This window comes from Dyella sp. (assembly GCF_035508675.1).
Lineage (GTDB): Bacteria > Pseudomonadota > Gammaproteobacteria > Xanthomonadales > Rhodanobacteraceae > Dyella_B.
Genome location: NZ_DATJMN010000089.1, coordinates 1 through 15,773, shown reverse-complemented (window position 1 = coordinate 15,773; position 15,773 = coordinate 1). Strand labels below are relative to the sequence as shown.

Annotated in this window: 12 protein-coding genes; 2 read left to right on the top strand and 10 right to left on the bottom strand. The window is 63.9% G+C overall.

What is annotated here, in order from left to right; all coding sequences use genetic code 11:
• From mfd to VMA74_RS05105, 6 genes are all read right to left on the bottom strand, one after another.
• Window positions 1-3,140: transcription-repair coupling factor (gene mfd / locus VMA74_RS05130; protein WP_325365460.1), on the bottom strand; the 3,140-nt coding region annotated here is incomplete at its 3' end.
• A 195-nt stretch (window positions 3,141-3,335) separates the two neighbouring features.
• Window positions 3,336-3,953, bottom strand: a complete 618-nt coding sequence (locus tag VMA74_RS05125; RefSeq protein WP_325365458.1) for a GNAT family N-acetyltransferase — start codon at window positions 3,951-3,953, stop codon at window positions 3,336-3,338.
• Window positions 3,954-4,093: 140 nt separating this feature from the next.
• Window positions 4,094-4,996 (bottom strand): cation diffusion facilitator family transporter, encoded by a 903-nt coding sequence (locus VMA74_RS05120; RefSeq protein ID WP_325365456.1) that lies wholly within the window; start codon window positions 4,994-4,996, stop codon window positions 4,094-4,096.
• A gap of 4 nt (window positions 4,997-5,000) precedes the next feature.
• Complete coding sequence (locus VMA74_RS05115; RefSeq protein WP_325365454.1) at window positions 5,001-5,504, bottom strand: Slp family lipoprotein; 504 nt, start codon at window positions 5,502-5,504, stop codon at window positions 5,001-5,003.
• Window positions 5,505-5,537: 33 nt separating this feature from the next.
• Entirely contained in the window at window positions 5,538-6,467 is a 930-nt protein-coding gene (locus tag VMA74_RS05110; protein WP_325365451.1) for a 23S rRNA (adenine(2030)-N(6))-methyltransferase RlmJ, read from the bottom strand.
• A 122-nt stretch (window positions 6,468-6,589) separates the two neighbouring features.
• A complete protein-coding gene (locus VMA74_RS05105; protein ID WP_325365449.1) occupies window positions 6,590-7,231 on the bottom strand; it encodes an NAD(P)-dependent oxidoreductase in 642 nt (213 codons plus the stop codon).
• Between the two features lie 113 nt (window positions 7,232-7,344).
• Between VMA74_RS05105 and VMA74_RS05100 the strand changes: the two genes are divergently transcribed.
• Window positions 7,345-8,241, top strand: coding sequence for a LysR family transcriptional regulator (locus VMA74_RS05100; protein ID WP_325365448.1), 897 nt, complete (start codon window positions 7,345-7,347; stop codon window positions 8,239-8,241).
• A 36-nt stretch (window positions 8,242-8,277) separates the two neighbouring features.
• On the opposite strand, the gene VMA74_RS05095 is transcribed toward VMA74_RS05100, so the two are convergent.
• From VMA74_RS05095 to VMA74_RS05085, 3 genes are all read right to left on the bottom strand, one after another.
• A complete protein-coding gene (locus VMA74_RS05095; protein ID WP_325365446.1) occupies window positions 8,278-9,204 on the bottom strand; it encodes a DMT family transporter in 927 nt (308 codons plus the stop codon).
• Window positions 9,205-9,279: 75 nt separating this feature from the next.
• Complete coding sequence (locus tag VMA74_RS05090) at window positions 9,280-11,391, bottom strand: AsmA family protein (RefSeq protein WP_325365444.1); 2,112 nt, start codon at window positions 11,389-11,391, stop codon at window positions 9,280-9,282.
• A gap of 89 nt (window positions 11,392-11,480) precedes the next feature.
• Window positions 11,481-12,428, bottom strand: a complete 948-nt coding sequence (locus VMA74_RS05085) for a peptidylprolyl isomerase (protein WP_325365442.1) — start codon at window positions 12,426-12,428, stop codon at window positions 11,481-11,483.
• A gap of 237 nt (window positions 12,429-12,665) precedes the next feature.
• Here VMA74_RS05085 and VMA74_RS05080 point away from each other — a divergent pair, with 237 nt between their 5' ends.
• Window positions 12,666-13,928 (top strand): NAD(P)/FAD-dependent oxidoreductase, encoded by a 1,263-nt coding sequence (locus VMA74_RS05080; RefSeq protein ID WP_325365440.1) that lies wholly within the window; start codon window positions 12,666-12,668, stop codon window positions 13,926-13,928.
• Between the two features lie 257 nt (window positions 13,929-14,185).
• Here the strand turns inward: VMA74_RS05080 and VMA74_RS05075 are convergent.
• Window positions 14,186-15,773: TonB-dependent receptor domain-containing protein (locus VMA74_RS05075; protein ID WP_325365438.1), on the bottom strand; the 1,588-nt coding region annotated here is incomplete at its 5' end.

The window sequence follows — 15,773 nt, the reverse complement described above, 5'->3', positions numbered from 1 at the left end:
ATTTCCACCTGCAGCTCGCGCAGTGATTCTTCATCGCGTGCGCTGGCGATGCGCTTGTACAAGGTCAGGCGTGCATGCACGTCGGGCAGATAATCGTCCGGGATCAGCGCGGGCAGGTGCAGTTCCACTTCGGTTTCGTGCTCGCTGCTCAGGTCGAAATCGGGTACCTTGCCGGATTTCAGCGCACGCACCGCGCGTTCCAGCAGCTCGGTGTAGAGACCGAAGCCGATTTCCTGGATCTGGCCGGATTGCTCGTCGCCCAGCAGCTCGCCGGCGCCGCGGATTTCCAGGTCGTGCGTGGCCAGTGTGAACCCTGCGCCGAGTTCCTCCAGCGACGCAAGCGCTTCCAGGCGCTTCTCCGCATCGGCGGTGATCGCGCGCCGGTCCGGCACGATCAGGTACGCATAGGCGCGGTGATGCGAACGCCCCACGCGGCCGCGCAACTGGTGCAACTGCGCCAGGCCGAACCGATCGGCGCGATCGATGATGATCGTATTGGCGGTCGGGATATCGATGCCGGTTTCGATGATGGTGGTGCACACCAGCACGTTGAAGCGCTGGCGATGGAAATCCGCCATCACCTGTTCCAGCTCGCGCTCCGGCATCTGGCCGTGCGCAATGCCGACGCGCGCATCGGGGATCAGCTCCTGCACTTCGCGCGCGGTGCGTTCGATGCTGTCCACCTCGTTATGCAGGAAATACACCTGGCCACCGCGCTGCAGCTCGCGCTGGAACGCCTCGCGGATCAGCGCCGGCTCCCAGGTGGACACGAAGGTGCGCACCGCCATGCGATGGGCCGGTGGGGTGGTGATCAGCGAAAGATCGCGCAATCCGCTCATCGCCATGTTCAGCGTGCGCGGTATCGGCGTCGCCGTCATGGTGAGCAGGTCCACTTCCGCGCGCAACTTTTTCAGCTGTTCTTTCTGCCGCACGCCGAAGCGCTGTTCCTCGTCGACGATCACCAATCCAAGGTTCTTGAACTTGATATCCGACTGCAGCAGCTTGTGCGTGCCGATGATCACATCGATCTGCCCGTCGGCCAGGCGCTTGAGCGCTTCGTTTACGTCCTTGGTGGAGCGGAAGCGCGACAGCACGTCCACCTTCACCGGCCAGTCCGCAAAACGGTCGGCAAAATTGCGGTAATGCTGCTGTGCCAGCAGGGTGGTAGGCACCAGTACCGCCACCTGCTTGCCCGCAGTGGCGGCGGCGAATGCGGCGCGCAGCGCGACTTCGGTTTTACCGAAGCCCACGTCGCCGCAGATTACGCGGTCCATCGCGCGCGGGCGGGCGAGATCGCCAAGCACGGCATCGATCGCGAGCGACTGGTCGGGCGTTTCCTCGAACGGAAAGCTGCTGCCGAATTCTTCCACCAGTTGGCGATCGATCGGCAGCGATTCACCGCCGCGCGCTTCGCGTTGCGCATAGATCGCCAGCAGTTCGGCCGCGACGTCGCGCACTTTTTCCGCGGCTTTCCTGCGTGCGCGCTCCCACGCGTCGCCGCCCAGCGAATGCAGCGGCGCCAATTCCGGCGCGGTGCCGGAGTAGCGGCTGACCAGGCCCAGCTGCGCCACCGGCACGTAGAGCTTGTCGCCCTTGGCGTATTCGATGACCAGGAATTCGCCGGTCATACCGCCAAGCTCCATCGACACCAGGCCCTGGTAGCGGCCTACGCCGTGATCGACGTGCACGATCGGCGCTCCGGCGGAAAGCTCGGTCAAGTCGCGAATGATCGTGTCCGGATCGCGCGCCGCGCCGCGCCGGCGCCGGCGTTCGGTACGCACGCGCTCGCCAAACAGTTCGCGCTCGGTCAGCACCGTGATGGCGGGCTGCTTCAGCGCAAAACCCTGCTCCAGCGGCGCGATGGTGATGGCCAGCGACTTGCTGTCGGCAAGAAAGGCCGTCCAACTGTCGACGTTGTGCGGACGCAAGCCGACGGCAGCCAATTGTTCCAGCAGTGCTTCGCGGCGACCGGCCGAATCGGCGGCAATCAGCGTGCGCCCCGGATAGGCCGCAATGAAATGGCGCAGCGACGTGCCCGGCTCCTCACCCTTGCGATTGAGCGGAACCTCTGGCGCCGGCTGCGTGCCCGCATCGACGGCGTGTTCATGGCCGCTGGCGACGACTTCCACGCGCAGGCGCTTGTTGAGCTGTTCGCGCAACTGCTCGGGCGAGAGATACAACTCGCCCGGCGGTAGCACGGGACGCTCGATGTCGTGCGCACGTTGATCGTAGCGTTCGGCCGTCTGTATCCAGAACTGCTCGGATGCTTCGTGCGTCCCTTCGCCCAGCACGAGCAGCGCGTTGTCGGCCAGGTAATCGAACAGCGTGGCAGTCTGCTCGAAAAACAGCGGCAGGTAATATTCGATGCCGCCGGGCGTCACGCCTTCCTTCATGTCCTGGTAAAGCGGACAGCGGCGCACGTCGATGGGAAAGCGCTCACGCAGACGGTTGCGGAAGGCCTTCGCCGCGTCGTCCGTCACCGGAAATTCGCGTGCAGGCAGCAGTTCCACTTTCTCCACCTGCTGCTGCGATCGTTGCGTTTCGGCATCGAAGCTGCGGATCGAATCCACTTCGTCGTCGAACAGCTCGATGCGGTACGGCTCGTCCGCACCCATCGGATAGATATCGATCAAGGCGCCGCGCACGGCGAAGTCGCCCGGCTCGGCGACCTGTGGCACATGCCGGTAGCCACACGCTTCCAGTCGGCGCTGCTCGTTGGCCAGGTCGAGCTTCTGCCCTTTGCGCAGCATCAAGCCGGCACCGGCGATATGCGCGCCCGGCGCAATGCGTTGCATCAGCGTCGCGGCCGACACCACCAGCACGCCGCGCTTCACGCTGGGCAGCTGGTAAAGCGTGGCAATGCGCTGCGAAACGATCTCCGGATGCGGGCTGAAGACGTCGTAGGGGAGCGTTTCCCAATCCGGGAAATGCAGCACCGGCAGCGTGCCGGCAAACATGCGCAACTCGTCTTCCAGGGCGTGCGCGCGCTGCGTATCGCGGGTCACCACCACGACCAGGCCGTCGTGCGAGCGCGCGGCCTCGGCCACCAGCAAGGCGCGGGCCGAACCGTGCGGCGGCGTCCAGAAACGGCGCTGCTTGGGACTGGTAGGAAGGGGCGGATGGCTGATTGGGGTCGACATGGGGATCTTGCGTGGGAGGGCGTGGGCAGGGTGCCTGAGCCGTCGAGCGCGCAAGTCTAACGCAGGCCAAGCCTCTCTCCTCAGACGAGGACAGGTAGGCTGGGATGACAATCCCAGCATCGCCATGCACGTTTACGCTGGAATTCGGCTACGCCTCTTCCAAGCCTACGATGACGATGGGCATTCCCATACGTGTCAGAGCTTCAGCCTGATCTGTGCGGTACTGCCTTCGCCCGGCACCATCGTGGCGACGAAACCCAGCTCCTTGCACAGCTGCAGCATCGGACGGTTTTCCATCAGCACATAGCCCCAGATCTCGTCCAGGCCGCGGCGGCGGCATTCGTTGACCAGCCGCTGCATCAGCAAGGCGCCGAGGCCGATGCGCGTCCATTCGTGCTCCACCAGCACCGAGAACTCGGCCGTGTTGGCGGCCCTGTCCACGAAGACGCGGCCCACACCGCGCAGTTCGGCCGGCTTCACCGTTTCGTCGATCAGCACGAACGCCGCTTCCAGTTCCGGGTCGATGCGGCACAGCCGCTGCGCCATCGGCGCGGGCAGTTCCGACATGGCGTGCATGAAGCGGCGGCGCACATCCTGTGCGGGCAGGCGTTTGAAGCAGCGCTGCACGGCGGCGACATCGCCGGGCTCGATGCTGCGCAGGATCAGTTCGCGCCCATCGGCGGTATGCACCACCTCGCCACGCGGCGTGCTGGACAGTGGCGTGGCGGCAGGCGTGAACCGCTCGGGGCTGCGCGGCGGCAGCTCGGTGTGGCGCGGGTAGGCGTCGAAATCGCGGACAGTGCTTGTAGGCATAGTGTCCATACTATAGCGTATTGTTTGCGCTGCAGCATGAACGCTTGTGCCCGCGTTCCGGACTGATTTACGGTTATAAAGCGTGGATTGACGCTAGGGTCTGCCTGAATATGTTGCGATGCGACAAAGTGCCGCCATCGCTAGTCGGCAATATCCGGCTCGAAGAAGCTCCAGCGTATCTCGGCGAACTGCGCCTTCATCGCCCGCTCCACCGTGTTGATCGCCTCGATCAGGCTCAGGTCGTCCGGCGTGCGCTGCATGCGCGCTTTCACCGCCACCATCACGTCCGGCCCCATCTGCAAGGTGATCAGGTTGAGCACCTCGGCCACCTCCGGCTGGTCGTGCAGAAACGCCAGCAGCTCCGCGCGGCGGCGTGGTTCCACCCCCTGTCCGATCAACAGGGCCTTGACCTCGTTGGCGAGCAGCACGGCCACCACCACCAGCAGTACGCCGATGGCGATGGTGCCCAGCGCGTCGAACAGCAGGTTGCCAGTGAGCATCGTCGCCCCGATCGCCAGCGCGGCCACGCACAGGCCGAGCAGGGCAGCCAGGTCCTCGCCGAAAATCACCAGCAACTCGCTGGAGCGCGTTTCGCGAAACCAGCGCCACAGGCTTTGCGCGCCGCGGGCCTGGTTCACCTCGTGCAGGCAGCCATGCATGGAGATGCTTTCCATCACGATGCCGAACAGCAACACCCCCAGCGCCAGCCATGGCCAGCGCAGCGGCTCGGGCTGCGCCAGCTTGTGCACGCCTTCGTAGATCGAGAACAGGCCGCCCACGGCAAACAGCAGCAAGGCCACCACGAACGACCAGAAATACAGCGCGCGGCCCCAGCCGAGCGGATAGTCGTCGGAAGGCGGTTTTTTCGCCTGCCGCATGCCGAGCAGCAGCTGGTTGCCGCAATCGGCCAGCGAGTGGATCGACTCGGCCATCATCGCGCCGGAGCCGGTGATGACGGCGGCTGCCAGCTTGGACAGAAAGATCGCGAAATTGGCGCCTAGCGCCAGCAGGATGGCCCTGAGCGAATTGCCGTGACCGCTCATGGGATCAGCGGATGACCCCTACGCCTACGCCAAAGCTGATATTGGGATGCCCCTTGTGCAGTTCGGCCTGCGTCCAAAGATGCGATTGCGCGACGTTCACCACGGGATACGTGTAAGGCGCCTGATCCACTGCACCCGCGCGCGTACCGCTCAGCTGTCCGGTCAGCGTGACCAGGCTACCGTTCGGATAGTTGAACGCTTCTAGGTAACCAGGAAAAACCGCGATGAAGCGCCCGGTGCCCTGCGCATTCGGTTGCGGGCGTTGTGACGAATCCAGCGGATAGCCCAGGATCTCCATCTCGGTGTGGTCGGGGAAATTACGCACGTTCACGACGCTGCCACCCCAGATCACGGCTGCATGGGCGTATTGCTGCGGCGTTTGCGCCACCTGCGATGGCAGCGCACTGACGGTGCCTGGCGCAGCCTTGTAGATCGGCGCCGGCGCGCAGGCCGTCAGCAGCAGCGCCAGCGGCGCGAACGAGCGGAGCAAAACGGTACGTAGTTGCATGGCGATGTCCTTTCAGCACGAAGCGCTTCGAGCTTAGCGGGGACGCCTGGATTGCGGTAGCGGTCGGGTGTGATGCGAGGGTGAGGCCGGCGTGGCAGCGTCTTGCACCAGCCAGTTGAGGCGCCATGTGGCGGGCTGTCCCTGCGACAGCAGGTGCGCCAGCGCCTGCAGGGGTTCACGCAGCACCTGGTCGAGGTTCCATGGTGCGTTGAGGATCACCATGCCGGACCCGTTCAAGCGCAGCGGCGAATCGTCCGCATGCACCAGCAGTTCCGCCTGCAGCACGCGGCGCGCACCGCAGTGCTGCAGCCAGCGCAGGAACGGCTGCACCTGGCTGCGCAGCTTGATCGGATACCAGATCGCATAGATGCCGTTGGGCCAGCGTTGCAATGCCGTCTTCAACGTGGCTTCGATCAGGCGGAATTCGCTGTCTTGCGCTTCGTACGGCGGATCGATCAACACCAGGCCGCGTTTTTCCTTCGGCGGCAGCAGCGCCTTCAAGGCTTCATAACCGTTGCGGTGATGCACGTGCACGCGGCGATCGTGATGGAACAACTCGCGCAGGCGCGCGGCTTCTTCCGGGTGCAGTTCGCACAGTTGCGCACTGTCCATGGCACGCATGGCGCGCGCTGCCTGCAGCGGCGAACCGGGATACAGCTTCAGGCCGTGCTCGTTGCCGGGCAGCGCCAGCACGCTGTCGAGCCAATGGCGCAGCAGCGCCGGCAACGGGCCTCGTTCGCCGCGCTGCATGTCGGGAAACAGCAGGCGCGCAATACCGTCGCGGTATTCACCGGTCTTGCCGGCTTCCTCGCTGTCGAGCGCATAGCAGCCGCTGCCGGCGTGCGTGTCGATCAAGGCGAACGGCGTGTCCTTCACCTTCAATGCATCGATCAGCGCAAACAGCACGCTGTGCTTGAGGACGTCGGCGAAATTGCCTGCGTGGTAGGCGTGGCGATAATTCATGGCGGTCGGCAGGCTGGGTTGGCGCAGTATAAATCCCGGCCTGCCGTGAAAAGCGCCGTGGGCTGGGATGAAATCCCAGCTTTTTGTGGCTCCTGATGCTGGGATTTCATCCCAGCCTACGCTCAATACGCTACGGTAATCCGCTGCCGTAGTGCGTCGTTCTTCTCCAGCCGATCCAGCAACGCAACCGCGTAGTCGGGCACGCTGATGCGGCTGACGCCCTTGTCATCCTTCAGCAACTGCTCGCCACCGACGCGATAGTGGCCGGTGCGTTCACCGTCCTCGATCAGGGCAGCCGGGCTGATATAGGTCCAGTCGACGTCGGCCTTGCTGGCGCGAAACACTTCCAATGCGCGTGCCTGGGCTTCTGCCTCCGGCTTCCAGGCGGCGGGGAAGTGCGGATCGTCGATCACCTTCACGCCCGGCGCCGTTTCCAGGCTGCCGGCGCCGCCCACCCACAGCAGGCGTTTGACGTTGGTGCCGTTGAGCGTGTCCAGCAGCGTCTGCGCGGTAAGGGGCACTTCGTCGAAATCGCCGCTGCGGCGGGCGGACAGGCTGGCGATCACAGCGTCGGCGTATTTGGCGTACGCCAGCCAGATCGCCGTTTGCTCGACCGTGCCGATCACCACATGCAGCTTGTCATGTTGCTGCTTGAGCCGGCCGGCGTCACGCACCACGGCGGTCACGTCGTGCCCGCGCGCAAGGGCTTCATCGAGAATCGCGTGGCCGATATGGCCGGTGGCGCCGAACAGAACCAGTTTCATCAGGGATCTCCGTGAGGGAAGCGATGGCGCGAAAGCATGCGCTTTTCCCATTGGGTCGATAAGCAGACTGATACGCAATTGACTGTCAAGAAAAGGTTGACAATCATCCCGGCATGGGTCGCGACGTCAATCTCAATCGGCTGGCCGTATTCGTGGCGCTGGTGCGGGCCGGTTCGTTCACCGCGGCCGCAGCGCAGCTCGGTCTGACCAAGGCCATGGTCAGCCAGCACCTGCTGCGCCTGGAGCGCGAACTGGGCGTGACCTTGCTCGTGCGCAGTACGCGGCGGATGGCGTTGACCGAAGCCGGTGCCGTGTTCCATGCCGACTGCGTGCAACTGCTGGAACAGGCCCAGGCCGCAATCGAGCGCATCGGTGATCAACGCAGTACACCAACTGGCACGCTGCGCCTTACCACCTCGACCGATTACGGTACGGCGGTCGTCGCGCCCGGCCTGGCGGCATTCCGGCGCCTGCATCCGTCGCTGCAGGTGGATCTGGTGATCGACGACCAGATCAGCGACCTGATCGCCGAGCGCTTCGACCTGGCCATCCGCATCGGCTGGCTGCGCGATTCCAATTTGCGCGCCGTGCGGCTGGGCAGTTTTCGCCAGCTGATTGTGGCCGCGCCTGCGTACGTGGCCGAACACGGCGCGCCACGCCGGCCGGAAGATCTCGCCACGCATGGCTGGATCGCGATGTCCGCGCTGGCCACGCCCTTGCGCTGGACCTTTACCCACGGCAACGGCAGCCGCCGCATCGTGCGCATGCGCCAGGTGATGCAGGCGAACAACGCCGCAGCGATTCGCGCCCTGGTGCTGGCCGGAGCCGGTATCTCCGCGTTGCCGGATTACCTGGTGCAGGAAGACGTCCAGGCCGGACGCCTGCAGGTGCTGCTTGCGCCATATCGCTTGCAGGAAGGCGGCATCCACGCGGTATATCCGGACCCGCAGCCACCAGCCAAGGTGCGCGCCTTCATTGATTTCATGCGGGAGCGTTTGGCGAAGCGCTAGTTGGCTGCAAATCTGACATGGCGATGGGGCGCCCAGTCAATCCAGATTGTGGCTCTCCGCCGTACCCAGCAACTCCGCCTGCACCGGCGCCTGCTCCTTCCGATGCAGCAGCGGATGCGCAAACACCGCCGCCAGAATCACCGCCACGCCCGCATAGAACCAGCCATCCAGCTGCCGTTGCTCGCCCAGCAGCAGCATCGCCAGCACGATCGCGTACACCGGTTCCAGGTTGGTGATCATCTGCATCGCAAACGCGCTTACGTGCCGTAATGCCACCAACGCCAGGGAGAACGGCAGCAGCGTGCAGCCGAACGAGAGGATCAGCAGTAGTACTGCATCATGCAGGTCGGGAATCGGAAAAGTCGGCCCCGCATGCGGCAACCAGGGTGCGAGCAACGCCAGGAACACCGCACCCGTACCCAGTTCGATGCAGGTCACCGTCAACGGATCGGCATGATCGACCATGCGCTTGTTGAGCGAGCCGAACAGCGCTACGAACAACGCCGATACCACGCCCACCGCGATGCCGATGCGCATATGTCCCGGCACGCCGCCGGCGACCATCGCCACGCCGGGCACTACGGCAATGGCGATCAACAGCTCGCGCGGGTCGAAACGCCGCCGTGCGACCCATGGTTCCACGAACGCCAGGAACGCCGGCCCTAGTGCAATGCAGGTGGCGCCCACCGAAGCATTGGCAAGCTTGATCGCCGCGTAGAACGTCAGCCAATGCAGCGCCACCAGCATGCCGATGCCCGCGTAAGCCAAGCGCAGTTTCATCGGCATGTTGCGCAAGCCGCGGCGAACCCTTGGCATCAACAGCAGGCTGCCGCCCACCAGCAACATGCGCCAACCCACCAGCGCGGTCGCCGGCAGCGTGATCAGCTTGCCGAGGATGGCGGTGAAGCCCCACAGCAAGACGCAGAAGTGGATTTGCAGGCGGGCCTTGGTGAGGGGCTGCATGGGCGCGGGCGCAGTGGGGACGTGCGCATTCTAGCCGCAGGCAACGCCGTAGGCTGGATGAAATCCCAGCGCCGCTTATTTCACGCTCCCCGGCGGCGGCGCCTGGCGAAGCTTCGTCAACACCTGCTGGCATTCGTTATGCTGGTCATGGCTGGGCACGATCACCGCCAGCAAGGCCGCAGCGGGCGCGGCCAATACGGCCAGCGCTGCGGCACCACCGCCCCGCAACAGCAACGGGCCGGGCTGCACGCCGACGTCGGGGTTCTTGAAGGTGCCTTTTACGTAGAGCGGCGAGCGCAGCGAAAATACGCGTAGCCCTTTCGTATGCGGCACCACCTTCAAATCCAGGTGCTCGTTGCTGAAGTTGATCGTGCCGCTCATGTTGACGGTAGCGTCGGAGGTGTCCAGCACGAACAGGCGGCTGGTGAACACGCCGTTGTCGCCAGTCATGTCGGCCGCGGCGCAATTTATCTTTACGGTCTGGTCACCGAACAGTTTGCGGACCACCACGTTGGCGACGTTCAAGCCGGCCATTTCCAGCAGCGTCTTGCTGATGGCGCCGTTGTTCATCAGCATCTTCACTTCGCCGCTGGCGTTGCCGAGCATGCCGGAAACCGAGCTGCCGGAGCCGTTCAAGCTGATGTCGCCGTTGAGTTCGCCGAAGCTGCTCTGCATGGACTGCACGGTGGGGAACATTTGCTTGAGCTGCAGATGGCGTGCGCGTAGGTCGAGCGCCGTACGCACCGGCTGGGTATTGCTGTCCAGCTGCACATTCCCGTCGAGCGTGCCGCCGGCCACGCCCGCATGCAGCGGGTCGAGTTTCAGCACGCCTTTGTCCAGGCGAATGCGCGTGCTGACTGCACTGATCGGCAGCGAATTCGGTCGTTCGATGCGGACCGCTTGGAAGGTGACGTCGGCATCCATGGTCTGCAGGCGGTTCGTATGGAACTGCTCCACCGGCAACACCTTGTTCTTTGGCTGCGGGGTGGTGTCGCCACGTTGTTCTTTCTGCGCCTCGCTGCCCGCGCCCACCAGCGCGCCAAGATCGGCGAAACGCAGCAGCTGCGAATGCAGGTCCCCGGTCAACTTCATGCGCGGGCCGCCGGTGGTGAGCTGGACATTGCCGCCCAGATCGCTTTCGCCCATGCGCCCACGAAAATCGCGATAAGTATAATGGCCACCCTGCAGGTGCACTTCGGCCGACAGGTGGCCTTCGGTGGCAAACGGCGGCGTATCCGGCAACGGTATGCCCAGGATGGGATAAAGCTTCGCCATGCTGGCGCCGGCAAACCATACGCGCATATTCAGCGCGGCCAAGTGCATGGGATCGGTCAGCGTGCCGACCAGGGCGATCTTGCTGGTATCGATGTGTACGCGCGCCTCGATCGGAAACGGCTGGGTCGTGCTCTCCAGGGCGAGCACCGCGCCGGTCTTGCCGCTGCCGCTGACCGGCGCGTCTTTGTAGGTACCGGTGACGGTCCAGGCGAACTGGTAAGCAGTGCGTTCAGCGTGGCTGGAAAGATCCGGCTGGGTCTTGGCACCGTTCACAACCTTGCCCACATCGTGTCCCACATCCGCACGCGCTGCACTGGTGGCCTGTGCTACCACCTGGTCATAGGGGATCGCCCGCTGCAGCGGATTGATGACGATCTGCAATTTCGAGTGAGTTTGGGCGTCGTCCAACGCCACCTGGCCTTTATCAAGGCCGACAGTGTCCAGCGTGAGCTTCCAACTGGAGGGTTGCTGGTGTTGCGGCAGGGTTAGCTGCCAGTTGGCCTGGCCCTGGCTGTTGCGTTCCAGATCCAGATGCAGGCCCACCAGTTGCACCGACGGCACGTAGATGTGATGCAGCAACAACGGCAGCGGCGAGATGCGGCCTTGCAACGCATCCAGTTGCAACAGCTGCGGCTGCTTGGCCCAGGATGGATTGCCGATGCGGATGTTGCGCACGGTGAAGGTCGGCCACGGCAGCACGCTGCGCAGGCCGCTCTCGCCCGGCTGGCGCTGCCAGGCTGCGGTGATGTCGCCGTCGATCGTGAACGGCTTGCCGATCGCCGCGCTGACCTTGTCCTCAATGGTCGGCTTGAGCCGGTTCCAGTTGAACAGCGCCACGAACAACACCAGTGCGATCACCAGCACCAGCAGCACGCCCACGATCCACGCCAGTATTTTCAGACTGAGCCGCATCGCTCCCGGCCTTTGCGGTTGCCGCGCCCAACTAACTACGAGCGAGGCGAAGAGGGCGTGTAGTTTTTGTGTTCACGCCAAGGGCAAACTCATCCATGCCCGGCATTCGCCGCAGGCGCCGAACGCACCGGCACATCGATGTTGCAGATGCCGACTTTCCCGGCCGGCACGGCGTAGAACGCATCGTGGCGGTTGCGCTTGGCCTCGACGATGGCGGCGAAGCTGGCGCTGTCGGTGCGTAACACTTCAAGCTTCTCGCGCTGTGCCGCCGGCAGATCGGCGGCCAGTTTCACCGACAGGATCGGTACGCGTTGTGCCGCCTGCGCGTAGAACCCGAGCGGCCCGCTGCCGCGCGGCAGCGCCGACAGGTATGGCATGCCTTCCAGCACGCGCCCGGCGATCGCCAGGTTGCGATCGATCTGCCGCGGCGCCTGGCCAATCGCCACATACAAGGAACTGCCATTGCCGCTGTCCGGCGCCACGTCGCGCGCCACGCCGACCATGCCGTAGCAATGCACCAGCCATTCGCGCCCGCTGGCTGGATCACGCGCAACGGGAAAACCCTCGCTGAAACCTACCTGCGGCGCATACACGTCGCCATCGGGCAACGGCGTCCACGGCAGCTTGGCATCGATTGCACGCGTGTACTCCGGCGGCAAGGTGCGCTTGGCGCTGCCCAACGGCTTGAGCTTGCTCTTGTCGCCGCTGTCGTCGTCATTGGGATCGCCCCATTGCGTAACGAAGTTGTCCTGCACGCGAACGATCGCCAGCCCGTCGAAATAATGTTCGCGCACCAGCGTGCGGATATTGGCGGCATGCAGCGGCGTGAAGTCGGGCGCCAGTTCGATCACCACGCGGCCCTGCGGCAACTGCATGTAGAGCAGGTTGGCTGGATCGGGCGTGCGCCATTCACTCGGCTTGGATTTGGCGATGAGTTCTGCCGCAGTAGGCGTGGCTTTGGGCGTTTCCGCCAAAGCTGGCAACGCGAGCAGGCCCAAGGCGATAAGCAGACCGGCGTGAAGGCGGCGCAGGCGCATAAGCGGTTTCCCCGGAAAGGTCGGCTGCGTGACGGTAGCAGAGACATCTGGCGCTGCGTAGTCCTGCCTGGGCGAGGCATGCAGCGCCGATGGAATCATCAGCCATTGGCGACATAATTTTTGCCTGCGTGCTGTGCACCATGTACGGATCGCGCGTTGCGCGCTTTGCGTTCCCTCCGACCTTCGCCAGAATGAAAAGGACAAAACCATGTCGCTGACCCGGCAAGGAGCAGCACGTTGAACGCTATTTCCCCTTCACATCGCGTTGTCATCATCGGCGCCGGTTTCGGTGGCCTGGAAGCCGCGCGGCGGCTGGGTCATCAAGCGGTGGACGTCACCGTGATCGACCGCAGCAACCATCACGTGTTCCAGCCGCTGCTCTACCAGGTGGCGGGCGCGGCGCTAGATATTTCGCAGATCGCCTGGCCGATCCGGCACGTGCTGCATCGCTTCAAGAACGTCACCACGCTGATGGCTGAAGTCAACGGCGTGGATGCCGCCGGCAAGACCGTACAGCTCACCGATGGCACGCGCATACCGTACGACAGCCTGGTGATTGCCACCGGCTCCACGCATGCCTACTTCGGCCATGACGAATGGGCGCAGTTCGCGCCGGGGCTGAAAACCCTCGGCGACGCGCTGTCGATCCGACAACATCTGCTGACGGTGTTCGAACAGGCGGAGCGCGAACCTGATCCAGTCAAGCGCCAGCAACTGCAGACCTTCGTGGTGATCGGCGCCGGCGCCACCGGCGTGGAACTGGCCTGCACCATCGCCGAGCTTGCACGCGAGGAAATGCCCGGCGACTTCCGTCGTCTCGATACGCGCAAGGCGCGCGTCATCGTGGTGGAAGCCGCGTCGCGCGTGCTTGCCAATTTTCCGGAGAGCCTCGCCAGCTACGTGCAGCAGACCATGGAACAGCTCGGCGTCAGCGTGCTGCTGAATTGCCCGGTCACCGAATGTCATGCCGACGGAGTCGTCTGCAAGGACCGGCGCATCGAGGCCGGCGCCGTGTTCTGGGCGGCGGGTGTGCGCGCCTCGCCGGCAGCGCTATGGTTGAACGCGCCGGCGGACAAGGCCGGCCGCGTGAAAGTGCAGCGCGATCTCACGGTCCCCGCGCAGCCGGATGTTTTCGTGATCGGCGACACCGCCCTGGTCGAACAGGAAAACGGCAAGCCGGTGCCGGGACTTGCTCCTGCTGCCAAGCAACAGGGCCGCTACGTCGCCGAGGTGATCAAGGCGCGCTTGCGCAAGCGTCCTGCGCCGGGCCCGTTCCACTACCGCAACTACGGCAACCTTTCCACCGTCGGCAAGAGCACGGCGGTGGTGGATTTCGGGCGGGTAAAACTGCGCGGCCGCCTGGCATGGGTGATATGGGCGCTGGCCCACATCTACTTTTTGATCGGCGTGCGCAACCGCCTGCTGGTGGCCTTGAACTGGTTGTGGCTGTACATGAAAGGTGAGCGTGCGGCGCGGATCATCATCAGCCGAAAGAGCTAGCCCAAGGCACTAACTTAAAAAAATTCGCTCAAGCGAAGTGGGCATCTGGATCATCGCGACAAACGGTTCCCTCCCCTGCGAAGTAGGGGAGGGCTAGGGTGGGGTACGAGCGTAGCGAGCGGCGGAAGCTCCAACTTCACCACCATGTGGTTCTCGCGATCAGCCCGGATGCTGGGATGAAATTCCAGCATCCGGAAGCCCGCCGAAGCTGGGATTTCATCCCAGCCTACGATGAGGGCGCGCGCGTTAGGAGCTGCTCAGAACAGCTCCGTACTCAATGTCAAATACCACTGCCGTGGCGCGCCCACGAAATACGTCGGCGACGATTCCGCCGCCGAAATCGTCATGCTCGACGGCAGCATCAAATAACGCCGGTTGAGCAGGTTCAGCGCATTGAGCGCGATCGTCGGCTTGTGCAGCACGCCGAAGTCCGGCAGTTCGTAGCTGGCGCTGCCGTTCATGGTGAAGTTCGACGACACGCGTTCGGTGTTGAGGAAATCGCCGTATTCGGAACCGGTGAACTTGCCGTTGAGGTTCAGCGTCAAGCCGTTCGCCGAATAGCGTGCGCCCAGGTATGCCATGTTGCGCGGCGTGCCGGGGAATTGCTTGCCCTGGGTGGCGTAGAACGCGGCGGCGGTATCGGTGGTGGCGGGCAGGTTGAGATCCTGCTCCACCTTGGCCTGCGTATAGGTGTAGGAGCTGTACAGCGTAAAGCCGTGCCCCAGGTCCAGGTTGCCTTCGGCATTCACGCCGGCCATGCGCACGCGGCCGGCGTTGATGTAGTAATTGATGAAAGTGTCAGGGTCCAGGCCCACCGCCGTGCGGTTGCCCATGTTGGCCAGGTAGGCATCGGTGTGGAGCGTGAGCGGTCCCTGGGTGAAGCGCCAGCCGATCTCGTTGGACCATGCGCTTTCGGGCAGCGGCGCCGGCAAGCCGATCCGCGCATTGCCGAAGGTGGAAGCGTCCGGCGGTGCACGGAAGGTGCGCGTGATGCTGTAGTAGAACTGGTTGCTGTCATCCAGTTTCCACGACACGCCTGCCGTCGGCAGGAAGCGATGGTAGCGATCGTCGGAGTTTTGATAAGACGTCCAATCGGCCGGATCCGGATTGCCGGGATACAGCACGAACTGATTGGCGCGCTCGGTATGCAGATAGGCCACCCCGGCGTTGAAGGTCCAGGCGTCGCTGGGTGTCCAGGTGTCCTCCACGAACAGCTTCTTCACCGTCGTGACATCGTATTCGGAATAGTTTTTCCAGATCTGTCCGTTGCTGTACGTAAGCAGGTTCTGGTCACCCCACACCGACGACGGTGCGCCGGTTTCCGGATCGACATAAGCACCGTCGATGTATTCCAGCTGGCGCGAGCGCTCGTACCACAGGCCCCAGTCGAGCGTGTCATCCAGCCCCAGTTCCAGCGTGAACTTCGCATTGATGCCGGGGCGATACGTGATGGGCCGGTACGCCTCGTACACGGTGTATTGGCCATCGGCGAACTGATTGGCCTGCACCACCGGTTGACCGTTGCCATTGAACTGCAGTGGCAGGAATCCGCCGAAGCTGCCGTTGCCGTCACCGAATTGGAAGTAGGGAATCACCGAGAGCGAAAGATTGCTGCCGAACTTGAATTCGCCATCCAGGCTGGCCACCCACGATTTGAACGGGTTCTGGAACAAGCGGTAGTAGTTGACCTGGGTGAGCGTGGCAGGGTCGCTGTAAAGCGCACTGGCCGGAAAGCCGCCGCTCGGCGTCGGCGTCCAGCTTGTGCCGTAGTCGTAGCTGTAGCCGTATTGCGCCGCCTCCGCCTTGGTCAGCGCCGCGTAAAAATAGTTATGTTCGCGATTGAGG

Excerpts from the sequence above, each read along its gene's own strand:
- VMA74_RS05085 (WP_325365442.1), bottom strand. The coding sequence starts at position 12,428 with ATGCGCCTGCGCCGCCTTCACGCCGGTCTGCTTATCGCCTTGGGCCTG.
- VMA74_RS05090 (WP_325365444.1), bottom strand. The coding sequence starts at position 11,391 with ATGCGGCTCAGTCTGAAAATACTGGCGTGGATCGTGGGCGTGCTGCTG.
- VMA74_RS05110 (WP_325365451.1), bottom strand. The coding sequence starts at position 6,467 with ATGAATTATCGCCACGCCTACCACGCAGGCAATTTCGCCGACGTCCTC.
- VMA74_RS05105 (WP_325365449.1), bottom strand. The coding sequence starts at position 7,231 with ATGAAACTGGTTCTGTTCGGCGCCACCGGCCATATCGGCCACGCGATT.
- VMA74_RS05120 (WP_325365456.1), bottom strand. The coding sequence starts at position 4,996 with ATGAGCGGTCACGGCAATTCGCTCAGGGCCATCCTGCTGGCGCTAGGC.
- VMA74_RS05095 (WP_325365446.1), bottom strand. The coding sequence starts at position 9,204 with ATGCAGCCCCTCACCAAGGCCCGCCTGCAAATCCACTTCTGCGTCTTG.
- VMA74_RS05125 (WP_325365458.1), bottom strand. The coding sequence starts at position 3,953 with ATGCCTACAAGCACTGTCCGCGATTTCGACGCCTACCCGCGCCACACC.
- VMA74_RS05115 (WP_325365454.1), bottom strand. The coding sequence starts at position 5,504 with ATGCAACTACGTACCGTTTTGCTCCGCTCGTTCGCGCCGCTGGCGCTG.
- VMA74_RS05100 (WP_325365448.1), top strand. The coding sequence starts at position 7,345 with ATGGGTCGCGACGTCAATCTCAATCGGCTGGCCGTATTCGTGGCGCTG.